We start from the raw sequence: 18,038 nt of genomic DNA, 5'->3' as shown, positions 1-18,038 counted from the left end.
CTAGTAGGAGATAAGATAATGAGATTCGATTCAATAGATCAATTAGGTGTTAACACCATTCGTACACTAAGTTTAGACATGATTCAAAAAGCCAATTCAGGACACCCAGGTTTACCAATGGGAGCTGCTCCAATGGCTTATACGTTATGGACAAAACATTTAAAAGTAAACCCAAACACATCAAGAAATTGGGCAGACCGTGACCGTTTTATTCTTTCTGCTGGACATGGTTCATCTATGTTATATAGTTTACTTCATTTATCTGGTTATAACTTACCAATGTCAGAATTAAAAAATTTCCGTCAATGGGATAGTTTAACACCAGGACATCCAGAAGTATGGCATACAGACGGAATTGAAGCAACAACAGGTCCTCTTGGACAAGGGATTGCAATGAGTGTTGGTTTTGCTATGGCAGAAGCTCACTTAGCTGCTACTTACAACAAAGATAACTTTAAAGTGGTTGATCATTATACTTATGCTTTATGTGGAGATGGCGATTTAATGGAAGGTATCTCTCAAGAAGCTGCTAGTTTAGCTGGTCACTTAAAATTAGATAAATTAATCGTTCTTTACGATTCAAATGATATTTCATTAGATGGTCCATTAGATAAATCATTTAGCGAAAGTGTTAAAAATCGTTTTGAAGCAACAGGTTGGCAACATCTTTTAGTAAAAGATGGCAATGATTTAGAAGCTATTTCAAATGCGATCGAAGAAGCTAAAAAAGAAACAGGTAAACCAACTATTATTGAAGTAAAAACAATTATTGGTTTTGGAGCAGAAAATCAAGGAACAAACAAAGTTCACGGAGCTCCTCTTGGAGCTGAAGGTTTGGCTCATGCTAAAAAATCTTACGGTTGGGATTACCCTGAATTCACTGTTCCAGAAGAAGTAGCTACTCGCTTTAACGAAGATATGATTGTTAAAGGTGAAAAAGCTGAACAAGAATGGAATGAGATGTTTGCATCATATAAAGCAGCTTATCCTGAATTGGCAGCTCAATTTGAAGCAGCCTTTAAAGATGAAGTAACAGTTGATTTAGAAAAAGCTTTACCAGTTTATGAAGTAGGAGATTCTTCTGCTAGTCGTATTACAAGTAAAGAAGCTATCCAAGAATTAGCTAAAGCAATGCCTAATCTTTGGGGTGGTTCAGCAGATTTATCTTCATCAAACAATACAATGATTGCTGGAGAAAAAGACTTCGAACCAGGTTCTTATGAAGGCCGTAACATCTGGTTTGGTGTTCGTGAATTTGGAATGGCAGCAGCGATGAACGGAATTGCTCTTCATGGTGGAACACGTGTTTATGGTGCAACATTCTTCGTGTTTGTTGACTACTTACGCCCAGCTGTGAGATTATCAGCTATTCAAAAAGCACCAGTTACTTATGTCTTAACACATGATTCAATTGCCGTTGGGGAAGATGGCCCAACACATGAACCAATTGAACAATTATCAAGCTTACGTAGTATGCCTAATGTAAACTTAATTCGTCCAGCAGATGGTAACGAAGTAGCAGCCGCTTGGAAGATAGCAGCAACTTCAACAGAAACACCAACTGTTTTAGCTCTTTCTCGTCAAAACCTACCAGTTCTTGAGGGAACAAAAGAGAAAGCTTACGAAGGGGTAGCTCGTGGTGGTTATGTCTTATCAGCATCAAAAGCAGACACACCAGCAGGTATCTTAATTGCAACAGGTTCAGAAGTGAACTTAGCAATGGAAGCTCAAAAAGAATTAGCAAAAGACGGAATTGATGTATCAGTTGTATCAATGCCATCAACAGCAGTCTTTGATGGACAAGAAGCTTCTTATAAAGAATCTGTTTTACCTAAATCAGTCACAAAACGCGTTTCAATTGAAATGGGAGCAACATTTGGTTGGGAACGTTATGTTGGATTAGATGGAAAAGTGATGGGAATTGACCGTTTTGGAGCAAGTGCTCCAGGTAATACAGTGATTGAAAAGTACGGCTTTACTGTTGAAAATGTGGTTAAAACATTTAAATCTTTATAATTAAAATTGAAAAAGATAACGCATTGAAATTCAGTGTGTTATCTTTTTTATTATTAAAAGCAAAATAAGAAATGAACTTAAATTAGTCTGTTTACGCATAACTCTTGACGCAACTTTATATAAAAAATAGAATGAACTTATAAAAAGAAAGGAAGTTAATATATTATGAATCAACTTATAAAAAACGTCCGTCTTGAAGTTTCTTATAACTATAATGACAATCAAATTGTTACCAAAACAAATACAGAAATTTTTGATATATTAATAAAAAATGGAGTTATCTCAAAAATAGATAAAAATATTGATTGTCGTGACGCAACTATTATTGATGCTAAACAACAGTTAATGATTCCAGCATTCAAAGAAATGCATACTCATTTAGATAAAACATACTTTGGCGGAGAATGGATTGCGCCAATGCCTGCTGAGAATGGTGTTTTTAGTCGTATTAAAGAAGAAGAGGTACTATTAAAAGATTTAGAATCAGTTACCGAAGAAAGAGCTAGGCACTTAATCAAACACTATATCTCATTGGGACATACTCACATTCGGACACATGTTAATGTGGATCCAACAGTTGGAATAAGTCATGTCGAACTAATAACTAAACTTCTTAAAGAATATGATGACGTCATTACCTATGAAATTGTTGCTTTTCCACAACATGGTTTATATAGAAATGGTCAAGAATTTATCACTCTTTTTGAACAAGCACTAAGTCTTGGTGTTACACATGTTGGTGGTTTAGATCCAGCAATGGTTGATAAAAATATTCATCAATCACTAGATACTATTGTTTCTTTAGCTAAAAAATATGACTTAGGTATTGATATACATCTACATGATGCAGATACTTTAGGATTGTTTGAAATTCATCATCTCCTAGATTTAGTAGAACAGTATGATTTTACAAATAATATCACGCTAAGCCATGTATTTGCGCTTGCTGGTATTTCTGATGAGGAGTTAAAAAAACTGTCAGAAAGATTGAAAAAGCATAATGTGCTAATTGCCAGTACTATTGCTATCGGAGAAGCTCCAGTTACTTTACCAATTTTCGATTTAGATCGATACGGAGTTAAAGTTGCTGTTGTTCATGACAGTTTAATTGATCATTGGTCTCCTTTTGGAAGTGGTGATACGATTCGAAAATTAAACGCCTTAGCGCAACGTTTTGGCTTAATTGATGAGTATAGCCTCTCTCAAACATTGAAATTTTCTAATGGAGGCATTAACCTTTTAGATGAAAAAGGGCAAATGATGTGGCCAAAAGTTGGCGACGAAGCAAATTTACTGTTAGTTGATGCTATTAGTAGCGCCCACATGATTGCAAGAAGAGCACCTATATCAACAGTTATCTCTAGAGGAAATATTTTAAAAGAAGAAGAACTAGAATTGAAAGGAGCTTATTGGGGATGAGATGGATTTGGAATGCGCGACTTGAAGTAGGAGAAAGTTTAGATCATCTAAATAGAGTTAAGACAGATACTAAGCTCTTTCATTTAAAACTCAAAGATGGAAAAATAGAGAAAATTATTGAAGCAAGTGCTATGTCCCCTTTATCTGAAGGATACGATGCTAACGGTCAGCTATTACTGCCAGCATTTAAAGAAATGCATAATCATTTAGATAAGACTTACTTTTCTGAGCCATGGAAAGCATGCGTACCTGCTAAAGATTTAGAACAACGTCTAGAACTTGAAGCAGATGAATTAGTTGCTTTATCAAAAACAGTAGAAAAACGGGCAAGCACAATGATTGAGCGTCATCTTCATAATGGTGTTAATCATATTAGAACCCATGTTAATATTGATCCTTTTATTAAACTTGAGAATTTTTATGGCGTTAAAAAAGCTTTAGAGAATTATAGTGATTATATTACTTATGAAATTGTTGCTTTTCCTCAACATGGGCTTTTAAAACATGAGGAAGTTCCTGATTTGTTAAGAGAGGCTTTAAGTAATGGTGCAACAATACTAGGTGGGCTTGATCCAGCTGGTATTGATAAAAATATTGAGGAATCTCTTCAGGTCACTATGGCTATTGCGAAAGAATTTCAAGTCGATGTAGATATGCATCTACATGACCTTGGTCAATTAGGGATTTATACAATGGAAACCTGGTTAGATATGATTGAGTTACAAGATTTCAAACAAAAAACTAGCTTCAGTCATGCTTTCGGGATTGCGAGTTTAAAAGGAAATACATTAAATAAATTTACTCAAAGACTTAAACAACACAATGTTCAAATCTTAACGACTGCTCCAATTGGCTTAAAAAGCACGTTAATTCCAATTCAAGAATTACAAGAAAATGATATTTTTGTAGGCTTAGGTTGTGATGGATTTTATGATTCATGGAGTCCTCTTGTATCTGGAGATATTGTGGATAAAGCAAAAGATTATGCGGAATACACTGGGAGAACTTCCGAAAAGGCTCTTAGAGAAACTCTAGGGCTAATTACAAATAACATAACTCCTTTAGATGATAAGGCTACTCAAGTTTGGCCTAAAGAGGGAAATGAGGCTAGTTTTACTTTAGTTAACGCCGCATCGAGTGCAGAGTTAATAGCACAAGCTACTGATCAAAATAATCGTGTTTTAATTCATAAAGGAAATCTTTTTCAATCATAAATAAATAAGATTTGTCTATAGTTTAGTTTAATTAAAAAGCTATCAAATAAATGATTTTAATCATAAATTTGGATAGCGTAAAATATTTTGTGTAAATAGAAATTTTAGGTAGATAAAAAGAAAGTCCATTCTGTAAAATTAAAGTTACCACAACCGAAATTTTATAGGAGGACTTTCTCATGACTAATTTTACTACAGAAATTATGGAAACACTAATCAATAAAGGTGATTTGGATGACTTATTCCGTCGTCATCTAGAATTAGCTATCAATACACTGCTACAAGCTGAATTAACGGCTTTTCTTGATTATGAGAAATATGATCGCACTGGTTTTAATTCAGGTAATTCCCGAAATGGGAATTATTCTCGTTCATTTAAAACAGAGTATGGAGAATTAAATTTGGCAATTCCTAGAGATAGAAATGGAGAGTTTTCTCAACAAACGTTGCCTGCTTATAAAAGAAGTAACGACTCTTTAGAAACCACCATTATCCAATTATTTCAAAAAGGAATCACTATGTCTGAAATCTCTGAGTTGATTGAAAAAATGTATGGTCATTACTATACACCACAAACCATTTCCAATATCACTCAAATAGTATCTGAAGATGTTGTTGCTTTTAAAGAAAGGTCCTTAGAATCCCAATACTCAATCATTTTTATGGATGCTACTCACATTCCTTTAAAAAGACAAACTGTCTCAAAAGAAGCTGTATATATTGTCATAGGTATCCGACTGGATGGGACCAAAGAGGTTCTTGGGTTTAGTATTGCTCCAACTGAGTCTTCGTATGTTTGGAAAGAAATACTTCAAGACCTAAAAGACCGTGGTTTAGAAGAGGTTTTATTAGTCGTAACTGATGGTTTAAGCGGCATTGACGATAGTATCCATAGTATTTATCCAAATGCTCAATTTCAACAATGTTGTGTCCATATCTCTAGAAATATTGCTCATAAGGTTCGTGTTAGTGATCGACAAGAAGTCTGTAATGATTTTAAATTGGTTTATCAAGCAGCTTCAAAAGAAGAAGCTATGAATCAAATAAGTTTTATGATAGATAAATGGAAAAAGCAGTATCCACGAGTAGTTAAATTACTCATGAATCCTGCTATATTAACCTTTTATAATTTTCCTCCATCAATCAGAAGAACCATTTATTCAACTAACTTGATTGAAGGTTTTAACAAACAATTAAAGAAATATACAAAAAGAAAAGAACAATTCCCTAATGAAGAATCTCTAGAGAGATTCTTAGTTTCTCAATTCAACAACTATAATCAGAAATTTTTGTGTCGGATTCATAAAGGTTTTAAAGAAATACAAGATACATTAGAATCAATGTTTTAACTTAACCGACAGAATGGTTTTTTCCATTTACACATAATTCTTGACGCAACCTAAATTTGATAGCTTTCTTTTTTTATTTATTATCTACTTTTACGAAATTGATGCTTTATAAATAGCAGAAATTGATTCTTCTAATGTATGATCAAATTCTTCAGCTGTTTGTTGATGTGTTAAACCTTCAGCTAGAGCACGTGAAAAGCTTGCGATTAATTGATGGTTACGAGCTAATTTTTCATTAGCATCTTTTCGTGAGTAACCACCTGAAAGAGCCACAACTCTAACAACATGAGGATCATTTGCTAAATCTTCGTAGTAGTTATCAATGGTAGGAATAGATAACTTCAACATTACTTTTACATGAGGCTCTAAAGCAGCTAATTGCTTAATGATTTCCTCTTTCATCATTTTCTCAGCTTCTTCTTTTTCAGGGCTAAAAATGTCAATTTCTGGTTCAATAATTGGCACTAAACCAGCAGCTGCCACTTGTTTTCCTAATTCGAATTGTTGAGCCACAACTTCTTTAATTCCTTTTGGATTAGCTAATTTAATTAATGAGCGTTCTTTTGTCCCAAATATATGATGACGATTTGCTTCTTCAAATATTTCACTTAAATTTGGTATTGGCTTCATTAACTGAACCCCATTTTCTTCTTCGCAAAGACCTTTATCAATCTTTAAGAATGATAAAATCCCCTTTTTATTCCATAAATAATCAGCGGTTGGCACTCCGTCAATCTCTCGTAACATGGTACCTTCAAATAGAATAGCTCCTAAGATATGTTCTGAATTAAAAGCCGGGCTTTTAATAATTCTTGAGCGCATTTCGTGAACTAAGTCAAACATTGCCTCATCTGTATCGTAGCTTGTTTCTTCAATGCCATATGCTTTTAGAGCTTTTGGTGTACTACCACCACTTTGGTCTAGTGCTGCAATAAATCCTTTACCACTTGTCATTCTAGTCAATTGTTCTTCATTCATCAAATAATCCTACCCTTTCTGTATTATGTTCAATAAAAAGAATGGTTAAAAATCATTCCTGATAATAGTATACATCATTTGTGAAATAATACATACCATATATTTGTAAAATAGGTCTTATTTAATAATTTTATTAGTAAAAACTAACGAACTAATAGTTATCCATCAATTGATAAATATATATTTCTGTTAAAAAACCCTCGTTTATAGTAATATGAAAAGTATTCTGTTGAGAGATTAAAGTATCAGTAAAACAGGTGTACAGGGGAACACCGTTTAATGAGCTATTATAATTGGTCTACTTGAAATGAAAGAGATGGACTAAACTATTAAGTGAGGGTGATAGTTATGGGAGAAAATTATAATTTAACAAGTAATGAACGTAGGAATCAAATACTAAAACGTTTGATTGATGGTGAAAGAATAAGTTACCAGATGCTTTCAGAAGAGTTTTTTGTTTCAAGAAGCAGCATTGCTAATGATATTATTTATATTAAAAAATTATTTGCTAAAGAAGGCCTATCATTAAAATTTGATAATTCTGGTACTTATTTTGATGGAAGTGAAGTAGATATTCAACGGGTATTAAAAAGAGCTGTATTAAGTAATGTCGATCAACTCCAATTAGTTGCTGATTTAATCAATGTTGATTTGTTTCAAGAAATCTATGAGTCATTTATTTTGGCGATTGAAAAGAAAAAAATCGATATGCCTGAAAGCTACATTCAAAGCATTGCGGTATCTATACTACTTATCATTGAGCGGTCTAAAGGTGGAAACGCCATAGTTTTTGATGAGCACTCAAAAGGAAGTCATGATTTTTTAGAATTTGATCAGTATCCACTCGTTTATGAATTGTTAAAAGAGTTAGAGAAGAAACAAATTTATCAATTTTCTCCTGAAGAAGTTCAATATTTAACATCACTTATCATAGGAAGCGGATTTAAATTCTTTGTAAAAGAAAAAAATATTCCGTTTTCGTTTAGAGGAAAGACAAGGCATTTGATTCAAAAAATTAGTGAAGGCTTGCAGACGGATTTAACTCAGGATAAACGATTAGAAGAAGATTTAATCATTCACCTTTATCAACTTCTTTTAAGAGTTGAAGCAAAAAGTACAGTTGTTAACCCGTTAATTGATGATATTAAACAGAATTACCCGACTGTTTATGGTGTTGTATGGTTTTCATTAAATGATTTTTCGAAATCTTATCATGTGACGTTTTCTGAAGATGAAATTGGTTTTGTGGTCATCCATATTCAAGCAGCAATTGAACGAATTAGCAAACTGAAAAAAATTCTATTTGTTTGTCCTAATGGTATTGGAACAAGTTCTTTTGTTTCAGCCAAAATTACCAAAATACTACCAGATATTGATAGTGTTGAGACTATTTCAGTTAATGCTTTGAATCACATGGATTTATCTGAAGTTGATTTTATTATTTCAACGATTGATATTTCAGTTGAAGGTATTAAAGTGGTTAAAATTTCTCCACTTGTCACAGTGAATGATATGAAAAATATTATGAATCACTACATTGATTTGATTGTTGAAAATGACGAGAAGATGATGCAAGGCATTAGTATTTCCTCTAAGACAGCTGAAACCATAGCCAAAAATATTCTGTTTGGCTGTTTCAAGGAAAAAAACGAGACTTTGGAGTATTTAATCGACAAGCAACCATTTGAAAATGATGAGTTGAAACAAGCGTTCAAGCAATCTGTTTATGACAGAGAAACGATTCAATCAACTTATCTAGATAATGGTTTTGCCATCCCACATGGAAACCCGACGTTGGTTGAAAAAACAAATATCAGTGTTTTAATTTTGGATAAACCGATTCCTTGGGGCAATCAAAAAGTAGACGTTGTTGTTCTATTAATGATTCGAGAAGAAGATATGAAAGAGGTAGAAGAAATAATGAAATTGGTTATGGCAGGCATAAAAAATAAAGAGTGGTTTATCACAAAGATGTTGGAGGTGAAGGAATAAATGATTCAAAATATGTTGACAAAAGACCATATTCAAGTTGTAGACAGGATGAGTAATTGGCAAGAAGCAGTTGATTTAGCAAGTCAACCACTTTTAGATAAGGAGCTGATTACGCAAACTTATGTTGATAATATGAAAAAAAGTGTGGCAGATAATGGGCCATATATGGTGTTAACGGATTATTTTGCTTTAATGCACGCTAAAGCAGGTGAAGGCGTAAACACACAATCTATGAGTCTACTGGTGACTAAAGAAGAAGTGTCACTGGAAGGTAAACCAGTCAAAATTTTCTTAGTATTAGCAGCAGAAAACAGCGAGAGCCATTTAGAAAGCCTTCAAAGTATTATGTCTGTTTTTATGGACGAAACAAAGTATCAAACAATTATTAGCGGGAATAAAGAAGCAATAAATAAATTATTTAACTAGGGGAGAGAAAACACATGAAAATTTTAGCCGTATGTGGATTTGGAGTAGGGAGTTCAATGGTTTTAAAAATGACAATTGACAAAGTTGCTAAGGAAATGGGCATTGACGCTGTCGTAGAAAATACAGATATTTCAACTGCAAAAGCAAGTGTGGCTGATGTTTATTTTACAAGTCAAGAATTAGCTGGCGAATTAAAAGCGTCTGTCACAAATCCAGTTTATCCGATTAAAAAGTATATGGATAAAGAAGAAATTAAAGCACAAATGGAAAAATTCTTAATAGAAAGAGGTAATTAATCATGGATTTTATTACTAATTTTATTTTGAAAAATCCCCCTGTTTTATTAGGGTTAATTGCAATGATTGGTTTGATTTTACAAAGAAAATCAATCTCTGAAATTGTTAAGGGATCTTTATCAGCTGCATTTGGTATGGTTACTTTAACAGCAGGTGTTAACATGTTGGTTGGAACCATTGCGCCAATCAACAGTGCTGTACAATCACAATTAGGAGTAGAAGTAACTGAAGGTTTATCAGATGTAACTTTTACAGCAGAGTATGGTGGAACAGTTGGTTTGGCAATGTTTGTCGGCTTAATTATTCACTTATTAATTGCTCGTTTTACACCTGTTAAAACAATTTTCCTAACAGGTCATATGCTTTGGTGGTTCCCATTTGTTATTGTGGCTGGTGGAGTAGAAGCTGGCATGACAGGGACTAGTCTAATTTTCTTTGGGGCTATTTTATCTGCTTTGTATTGGTCATTTATGCCATGGATTATGAGAAAATACGTCTGGGATGTTATTGGAGATGACTCTTTCTTAATCGGTCACCCAACAGGTATTTTATCTCTGATTTCAGGTTTTGTTGCTAAACGCGTTGGTAATAAAAGTAAATCAACAGAAGATTTAAAAATTCCAGAAGGTTTATCTTTCTTTAGAGAAATTTCAATCACTGGTGCTTTAGTTATGTTTATTATGAATATTGTTGTAGGGATCATCGCTCCAGCTTTAGTACCAGAAGGTGGTAACTTAGTGATGTTTTCAATTGATGCAGGACTAAGTTTTGGTGCTGGATTATTAATTATGCTTTACGGTGTACGTTTATTAATCAATCAAATTGTACCCGCTTTCCAAGGGATTGCAGAAAAAGTTGTACCAGGAGCAAAACCGGCTTTTGATGTACCAATTTTATTTAACTACCGTCCAAACGCTGTTATTATCGGCTTTATTGTAGGAATGATTACTTCAACAATTGTAGTTGTATTAGCTAATTCATTTAATGTCTTTGGTGTTCTTTTAGTGCCACTAGTTATTACAAGTTTCTTTGAATTAGGTGGAGCAGCTGTTATTGGTGAAGGACAAGGTGGTTTAAGAGGATCGATTATCGGAACGATTACAGCTTCTGTTGTAATGGTTGGATTAGTTGGACTCTCAGCAGCTTTCCTAAATACAACTATTCAAGGGTGGATTTTAATTTTTGGTGGTAATGATTTATCTCTATGGGGAATCATTGCTAAACTTATCGGTAGCTTGTTTGGAGGTTTTTAGAAAATGTTTCAATACATGGATAGAGTAGAATCAATTTTAAATGTGGTAAAAAAAGAAGAAGCAGAATCAATGAATCAAGTGATTGAATTATTAACGACTGCTAATTTGGAAAAACAATCTATTTTTATCTTTGGAGCAAGTCATGCTGGTATCTTAATGGAAGAGATGTATTATCGTGCAGGTGGGATGATGACAATTAATCCAATTTTTGGTAAAGAACTAATGTTAGACCGCTCACCAATTACTTTTACAAGCCAAATGGAAAGACTGGAAGGATACGGTGTTGCTTTAGCTAAGACAGTTGACTTCAAAGAAAATGATGTTTTAATTTTACACTCTGTTTCAGGAAGAAACCCAATTATTATTGATATGGCACTTGAAGCGCGTAAAAAAGGGGTTAAAATTGTAGCCCTGACAAACGTTACTTATTCAAAATCTGTTACGAGTCGTCATTCATCTGGAAAATGTTTATATGAAGTAGCAGATATTGTTATTGATAATCATGGTGATATTGGAGATGCGACTTGTGATATTCAAGGAATTGAGCAAAAAGTTGGTCCAACTTCAACAGTTATCGGTTCAATGATTTTAAATAGCATCATGGTTGAAACTTGTCAAAAATTAGTAGAATCAGGTATGACCTACCCGCCTATTTTCTACTCAGCTAATCTTGATGGTGGAGATAAATTGAATCAAGAACTGTATGAACAGTACAAAGATTCAATTCATTATCAATTTTAATCATTAAATCAATTATTGAATTTTGTTATTAATCATGATAATATATTTGAAATAGTGTCGGAGGATCTAGAAAAGATCGGATAAGATAAATTCTTATCCGGTCTTTTTTTGTCTATATGTCTTCTGTCCTATAAAAAAAGAAAAAGGGGAAATAAAATGAATAAAAATTGGCTGTATGTTATTTTTGGCGGATTAATAGAAATATTTTGGGTGTTATGTTTAAAAAAATCTGAGAGCTTTCAAGTATTACCTTATTCAATCGCTACAATTATTTTAGTTATCTGTAGTTTTTATCTTTTTGCAAAAGGAATGGAATATTTACCAACTGGGGTTGCCTATACTGTTTTTACGGGAATTGGTGCTGTAGGGACAATTATTTTTGGCATTTTATTTTTAGAAGAGAGTATTTCAACTGGTAAAATTCTTTTTTCTTCCTTTTTAATATTAGGTATTTTAGGTTTGAAACTGACAACGGAGGAAGCGTAGAATGGATATCATGTATTTATTATTATCAGGGTGTGCAGAAGTAATGATGGTCTTTTTTCTCAAAAAGTCTCAAGGCTTTAAGATGAAACTCTGGGGAATACTTACTTTTTTAATGGCTGCTTGTAGTTTGCTATTATTATCAAAAGCCATGTTAACTTTAGAAGCAGGAGTTGCTTATAGTATATGGGTTGCATTTGGTTCAGTTGGTTCTTTGATAATTGGTGGTTTATTCTTTAAAGAAACAATTAAATGCCAACAAAGCTTATGTATGGTTGTCATCATCATCTCTGTTATAGGATTAAAATTAGTTGGCTAGAAAATAAGCTGAATTTCCAAATAGTCGTCATTAAAGTGTATAATCTCTTTATGAAGTATTTGGAGGAATATCTATGATCATTTTTATAAGCATAATCGCATTTGTAAGTAGCAATGTAGATGATATCATGCTACTTACTCTTTTATATGCACAATCAAAAAATAGATATGAACGTAAAAATATCTTAATAGGTCAATACATAGGTATATTTACTCTTGTATCTATTAGTTTGATTATTTCCACGATACTAGTAAAAAGTACGGATATACCGGTTAATTGGCTAGGGATAATACCAATTGCTTTAGCAGTCAAAGAAATGACGCAAAAAGATACAGGTACAGATCAAACTACTATAAAGATAACTTTCCTGCAAGTAGCCATGCTAACGGTTGCTAGTGGTGCTGACAATATTGGTGTCTATGTGCCAATAATAAGTCAGCAATCACCAAAAGAAACTTTTATTTTTTGTATCATATTCGCTTTAATGGTTCCACTATGGTCATTGCTAGGTTATTTAATTGGGAATATACCAGTTATTCAAAAAACGATAAGAAAACATGAGCACCTTATCATCATTTTAATTTATTTGTTATTAGGTATTTGGATATTAGTGAATTAAGTAAAAGGAGTCTTGATTGAGACTTCTTTTTTTTGATTTCTAAACTCAGTAGGTGATATGCCTTTGTATCGTTTGAAAAGAGTGCTGAAACGACTAGCTGAGTTATATCCGATAGCTTTGGCAATATCTTTTGAATCAAAGTCAGTTGTTAATAATAAATTTTCTGCAATGTTCATTCGTTTTCTTTGTGTAAATTCAGTAATACTCATGTGATAAACTTTTTTAAAAGTTTCTTTTAATTTTGTTCCACCCATTGCAGCAATATTTTCTAATAAATCTTGAGGAATATCAAATGGATAGTGGTCTTCAATATATCTAGCCACATTTTCAATTCCATTTTGGTCTTCAAAAGAAAGTTCTTTTCTATCTTGATGTTCTTTGTAAGCGTCAATAGCAATAGATAGCCATTCATCTGCTTTTTCTTCAAAAAACAATTTTGCTTCTTCACCTGTGAGTCTACAATCGATAATTTCTTTAGATAATTTACTAATAGGTTGTGTCATATAGTTTTGGGTTCCAAAAAAGATAGTTGATATATTAAAATCTTCTTCCCCTGTTTTTTTGATGTAGTCTTCAACCATTTTTTGTTTAAATTTGATTCCTACACCTAGAAATCTGGAGTTTCCATGGAGTAGGTAACGTTTAAAAGGTGACGTTGTATCCATGATAAACATGGAGAAAGGCTCAATTGTCTCGTAAGGATTTAACCATTCACCACTGCCAGAGATGATGTAATTATTAACGAGTAAAATATGTTGTTTGAAGTAGTGTGAATCTGTTTCAATGAAATCTTTTTTGATAAAAAAATCGCTAATATCGACGACAAAATTATCTGTTTCGTAAAACCAATAATATCCCTCATAATGTTTTTTATTTTCATAATAAACTTTTCCTATGGGACTATATTTTGGATAATCTGGGCAAATATTAGACATATGGTGTTGTATTAATTTTTCGTAATCAGTCAAAGTAAAATCTCCAATTCTTTCTATCACGATTAGACGCAAATATAGTGAAGTGATTGTATCATAATTTTACGAGTGCTACAATAAAACTAAATTATTAGTGAGAATAATTATCAGTTAGATGATTGTGATCTTTTTTTTCGTCTAATACAATTATAAGGAGGAAGAGATGAAGGTTTATAAGAAACTTTTTAGTTATGTACCAAATCAACTCTATTTTGGATGGGTTGCTATTTTGTTTTCGGTTGTATCAGTTTGTTTAACAGTCTGGGGATATCAGGTGATTTATCATTTTTTAGAAATGTTGATAGTTCAAAATCAAGTTAATATTGCGGAGACTTATGCTTTAAAAACAGTTATTTTATTAACAATAGGTGCTTTTCTATATGTATTCTCAGGTATTTTTTCTCATGTGCTAGGGTTTCGCTTAGAAACTAATTTGAGAAAAAAAGGAATTGAGGGATTAACTCAAGCGAGCTTTCGTTTTTTTGATTTAAACTCTTCAGGTTTAATTCGAAAAACGATAGATGATAACGCAGCAAAAACACATGTATCTGTTGCTCATTTAATTCCTGATAGTGCCCAAGCAGTGTTAACACCGATATTGGTTATTGTACTGGGTTTTTTTATTAGTATTCGATTAGGTATTATTTTATTATTGATGCTTTTTTTAGGTTTTTTTTTATTTAAGAAAATGATGGGAAATAATAATTTTATAAAAGATTATCAAAATGCTTTAGCAACGTTAAGCTCAGAAACAGTTGAATATGTAAGAGGCATACAAGTGATTAAAATTTTTGGGGCGAAAGTAACTTCTTTTAAAGCTCTATATCAAGCAATCCAAGACTACTCTAAGTATGCTTATGACTATTCTTTGAGTGGAAAAAAACCATTTGTTTGGTTCCAATGGTTATTTTTTAGTGTAGTTGCGGTAGCAATTCTTCCAGTCATTATTTTATTAGATAAAGTAGCTGCACCTGAAATGATGGCTGTTGAACTAATGATGCTTCTTTTTTTAAGTGGTGTTATGTTTGTGTCTTTTATGCGTGTTATGTACGTAAGTATGTATTTATTTGAAGCTAACTATGCTGTAGAAAATCTTGAAATACTTTATAAAGAAATGCAGCAAGATCAGTTAACTTATGGTAAAGAAACTACTTTTTCATCGTATCAAATTGAGTTGGAGGATGTTTCTTTTAGTTACCGAGAGGATAATGTATTGACGGATTTTAGTCTGACCTTTGAAGAAGGTAAATCTTATGCATTAGTTGGGAGTTCTGGTAGTGGTAAAAGTACTATTGCTAAGTTAATTTCAGGTTTTTATCAAGTGGATAAAGGGTCGATAAAGATTGGTAACAAGAAAATAACAGACTACACCAAGGAAGCAATTATTGAAACCATAGCTTTTGTTTTTCAAGACTCTCAACTGTTTTCTAAGAGTATCTATGATAATGTCGCTTTAGCTAATCCTAAAGCTTCTAGACAAGAAGTTTTAGAGGCCTTAAAGTTAGCAGGATGCAATCCTATTTTAGATAAATTTGAAGACAGAGAAAATACAGTTATTGGTAGTCAAGGTGTTTATTTATCAGGTGGTGAAAAGCAGCGGCTAGCAATTGCTCGTGCGATGTTAAAAAATAGCAAGATTGTGATTATGGATGAAGCTAGTGCCTCTATTGATCCGGATAATGAATATGAGCTTCAAAAAGCGTTTCAACATTTGATGAGAGAAAAAACAGTTATTATGATTGCTCATCGATTATCTAGCATTAAAACAGTAGATAAGATAATTGTTCTAGAAGATGGACAAGTGATTGAAGAAGGAACTCATGATGAATTGATAGAGCAAGGAAAAACTTATAAAGAATTAGTAGAACAATATGAAGGAGCAAATGAGTGGAGGTTTAACAATGAAGCAGTTTTATAAAAATAAGTTTGGTTTAACTAAAAGAGGGGCAGAGGATTTAGTTAAAGCAACTTGGGCGAGTTTTTTTGTGTATTGTATTAATATGATGCCAGCATTCTTACTTATGTTCTTTATGGATGAGTTGATATTGGGACATACTAAATCAAGAGGTCTCTATATTTTATTGTCTCTAGCAACACTAATTGGAATGTATATTCTGTTAAGTAAAGAGTATGAAAAACTTTACAATAGTACTTATAAAGAAAGTGCTAACTTAAGAACTCAAATTGCGGAAGATCTATCTAATTTGCCTTTATCTTATTTCTCAAAGCATGATTTATCTGATCTATCTCAAACCATAATGTCTGATGTTGAGGGAATAGAACATGCGATGAGTCACTCTATTCCAAAAGCTGGAGGAATGGCTTTATTTTTCCCGATTATTTCAGCCATGTTATTATTCGGAAATATCAAAATGGGATTAGCAGTAATTTTACCAACACTAATTAGTTTTGCCATGATTCCTTTATCGAAAAAAAATCAAGTTAAAGGGAATAGTAAATACTATCAAGTTTTAAGAGAAAATTCTGCTTCTTTTCAAGAAACGATTGAGTTGCAACAAGAAATTAAAAGTTTTAATTTATCTGAAAAAATTAAACAACAACTATTTAAACGAATGGAAGAAAGCGAAGCAATTCATTTGAAAGTTGAACTTAGCACTTTTTACACAATGGCCATTTCAACCATTTTTTCTTTTGTTGGTTTAGCTATTGTTATCTTGGTAGGAAGCCAGCTAGTAATAAGGGGTGAGATAAATGCTTTGTTAGTCCTTGGTTATTTGCTTGCTGCTATCAAAATTAAAGATACTTTTGATGCTACTAAGGAAGGTATACTCGAAGTCTTTTATTTAGAACCAAAAGTAAAACGATTGAAAGAAATGAAAAATACCAAAATACAAGAAGGACAAGAAGTTGATTTAAATGAGTTTGATATTGAATTAAAGAATGTTTCTTTTTCTTATGACCAAGCAACACCAGTTTTAAAAGAGGTTAATTTTATAGCTCGTCAAGGTGAAGTAACAGCATTAGTTGGTGCAAGTGGCTGTGGTAAAACAAGTATTTTACGTTTAGTTTCTAGGTTATACGATTACGATGATGGAAAAATTCTGATAGATAAAAAAGATATTAAGGAAATATCGACTGATTCATTATTTAGTAAAACGTCTATTGTTTTTCAAGATGTTACTTTATTTAATACAAGTGTTATGGAAAATATTAGAATTGGTAGACAAGAAGCCAGTGACGAAGAAGTTATTCAGGCTGCGCGTTTAGCTCACTGTGATGAATTTATTGAGAACTTACCAGATGGTTATAACACAATGATTGGAGAAAATGGTAGCGAGCTGTCTGGTGGACAAAGACAACGTTTATCAATAGCTAGAGCCTTTTTAAAGGATGCTCCAATTTTAATATTAGATGAAATTACAGCTAGTCTTGATGTAGAAAATGAGAAGAAAATCCAAACAAGCTTGAATCAATTGATAAAAAATAAAACAGTTTTAATTATTTCACATCGTTTAAAATCAATTGAAAATGTTGATAAAATTGTTGTGATGGATAAGGGAAGAGTGGAAAATCAAGGAACTCATAAAGAGTTATTGTTATGCTCTCCTGTCTATCAAAACTTAGTTAAAAAGAGTCAAATGGCAGAGGAATTTGTTTATTAAGTAAATAAAAATGATTTAAATTGTTTGACACTATTTTGATATTCTGATATATTCCTATTAACAAATTAACTAACCAGAGAAATGAGTGAACTTTTTGAGTGCAGAGATTATCTAAAACAAAACAATTGAACAACAAACATGCCAATAATTTATAGAAATGACGGTCTATTTGTTGTACCCATTATTTTAGTTTGAGATATCTGTTAATATTGCACCTAAAAATTAGGGCTCTTGAAAAGGCATAGTTAATAATTGCCTTTATTTAAGGACGTTTATTTTTGAGCAATTTAAAAAGATAAGATTAAAAGCTATGGGAGATATTCTTTCCATGGCTTTTTT

Annotated in this window: 16 protein-coding genes; 14 read left to right on the top strand and 2 right to left on the bottom strand. The window is 32.5% G+C overall.

Annotation, left to right across the window (positions count from 1 at the left end):
• Window positions 1-18 precede the first annotated feature (18 nt).
• The 4 genes from tkt (at window position 19) to H9L18_RS12415 (ending at window position 5,998) form a co-directional block, all read left to right on the top strand.
• Complete coding sequence (tkt, locus tag H9L18_RS12430; protein ID WP_187559345.1) at window positions 19-2,016, top strand: transketolase; 1,998 nt, start codon at window positions 19-21, stop codon at window positions 2,014-2,016.
• 165 nt (window positions 2,017-2,181) lie between these two features.
• On the top strand, window positions 2,182-3,435 hold the full coding sequence (locus H9L18_RS12425; protein ID WP_126796644.1) for an amidohydrolase: 1,254 nt from the start codon (window positions 2,182-2,184) through the stop codon (window positions 3,433-3,435).
• Window positions 3,432-4,649, top strand: coding sequence for an amidohydrolase (locus H9L18_RS12420; RefSeq protein ID WP_126796646.1), 1,218 nt, complete (start codon window positions 3,432-3,434; stop codon window positions 4,647-4,649). Before H9L18_RS12425 ends, H9L18_RS12420 begins: the two co-directional genes overlap by 4 nt.
• Before the next feature lie 179 nt (window positions 4,650-4,828).
• Entirely contained in the window at window positions 4,829-5,998 is a 1,170-nt protein-coding gene (locus H9L18_RS12415; RefSeq protein WP_104859673.1) for an IS256 family transposase, read from the top strand.
• 90 nt (window positions 5,999-6,088) lie between these two features.
• Here the strand turns inward: H9L18_RS12415 and H9L18_RS12410 are convergent, their stop codons facing one another.
• Complete coding sequence (locus H9L18_RS12410; protein WP_126796496.1) at window positions 6,089-6,976, bottom strand: fructose bisphosphate aldolase; 888 nt, start codon at window positions 6,974-6,976, stop codon at window positions 6,089-6,091.
• A gap of 348 nt (window positions 6,977-7,324) precedes the next feature.
• On the opposite strand from H9L18_RS12410, the gene H9L18_RS12405 reads away from it, so the two are divergent.
• The 8 genes from H9L18_RS12405 to H9L18_RS12370 all read left to right on the top strand — a co-directional run bounded on the left by H9L18_RS12405 (window position 7,325) and on the right by H9L18_RS12370 (window position 13,105).
• Window positions 7,325-8,968: a BglG family transcription antiterminator gene (locus H9L18_RS12405; protein ID WP_126796498.1), complete on the top strand. Its 1,644-nt coding sequence runs from the start codon at window positions 7,325-7,327 to the stop codon at window positions 8,966-8,968.
• Entirely contained in the window at window positions 8,969-9,394 is a 426-nt protein-coding gene (locus H9L18_RS12400; RefSeq protein WP_126796500.1) for a PTS sugar transporter subunit IIA, read from the top strand.
• Window positions 9,395-9,408: 14 nt separating this feature from the next.
• On the top strand, window positions 9,409-9,690 hold the full coding sequence (locus H9L18_RS12395) for a PTS sugar transporter subunit IIB (RefSeq protein WP_126796502.1): 282 nt from the start codon (window positions 9,409-9,411) through the stop codon (window positions 9,688-9,690).
• 2 nt (window positions 9,691-9,692) lie between these two features.
• A complete protein-coding gene (gene ulaA / locus H9L18_RS12390; RefSeq protein WP_126796504.1) occupies window positions 9,693-10,943 on the top strand; it encodes a PTS ascorbate transporter subunit IIC in 1,251 nt (416 codons plus the stop codon).
• 3 nt (window positions 10,944-10,946) lie between these two features.
• Window positions 10,947-11,684: a sugar isomerase domain-containing protein gene (locus tag H9L18_RS12385; RefSeq protein WP_126796506.1), complete on the top strand. Its 738-nt coding sequence runs from the start codon at window positions 10,947-10,949 to the stop codon at window positions 11,682-11,684.
• A gap of 156 nt (window positions 11,685-11,840) precedes the next feature.
• Window positions 11,841-12,170 carry a DMT family transporter gene (locus tag H9L18_RS12380; RefSeq protein WP_126796508.1) on the top strand — a complete coding sequence of 110 codons (330 nt, stop codon included), beginning with the start codon at window positions 11,841-11,843 and terminating at the stop codon, window positions 12,168-12,170.
• Between the two features lies 1 nt (window position 12,171).
• Window positions 12,172-12,486, top strand: a complete 315-nt coding sequence (locus tag H9L18_RS12375) for a DMT family transporter (protein ID WP_126796510.1) — start codon at window positions 12,172-12,174, stop codon at window positions 12,484-12,486.
• Between the two features lie 73 nt (window positions 12,487-12,559).
• Window positions 12,560-13,105 (top strand): cadmium resistance transporter, encoded by a 546-nt coding sequence (locus H9L18_RS12370; RefSeq protein WP_126796512.1) that lies wholly within the window; start codon window positions 12,560-12,562, stop codon window positions 13,103-13,105.
• Here H9L18_RS12370 and H9L18_RS12365 read toward each other — a convergent pair.
• Window positions 13,102-14,073 (bottom strand): helix-turn-helix domain-containing protein, encoded by a 972-nt coding sequence (locus H9L18_RS12365; RefSeq protein ID WP_126796514.1) that lies wholly within the window; start codon window positions 14,071-14,073, stop codon window positions 13,102-13,104. The two genes, H9L18_RS12370 and H9L18_RS12365, sit on opposite strands and share 4 nt — an antisense overlap.
• Before the next feature lie 166 nt (window positions 14,074-14,239).
• Between H9L18_RS12365 and H9L18_RS12360 the strand changes: the two genes are divergently transcribed.
• The gene (locus H9L18_RS12360) at window positions 14,240-15,994 is read left to right on the top strand and encodes an ABC transporter ATP-binding protein (RefSeq protein ID WP_126796516.1); all 1,755 of its coding nucleotides are present in this window, start codon (window positions 14,240-14,242) and stop codon (window positions 15,992-15,994) included.
• Complete coding sequence (locus H9L18_RS12355) at window positions 15,978-17,699, top strand: ABC transporter ATP-binding protein (protein ID WP_126796518.1); 1,722 nt, start codon at window positions 15,978-15,980, stop codon at window positions 17,697-17,699. Before H9L18_RS12360 ends, H9L18_RS12355 begins: the two co-directional genes overlap by 17 nt.
• Window positions 17,700-18,038: the final 339 nt, after the last annotated feature.

The organism is Vagococcus carniphilus (assembly GCF_014397115.1).
Taxonomy (GTDB): domain Bacteria; phylum Bacillota; class Bacilli; order Lactobacillales; family Vagococcaceae; genus Vagococcus; species Vagococcus carniphilus.
This window is presented reverse-complemented; position numbering and strand designations above follow the sequence as displayed.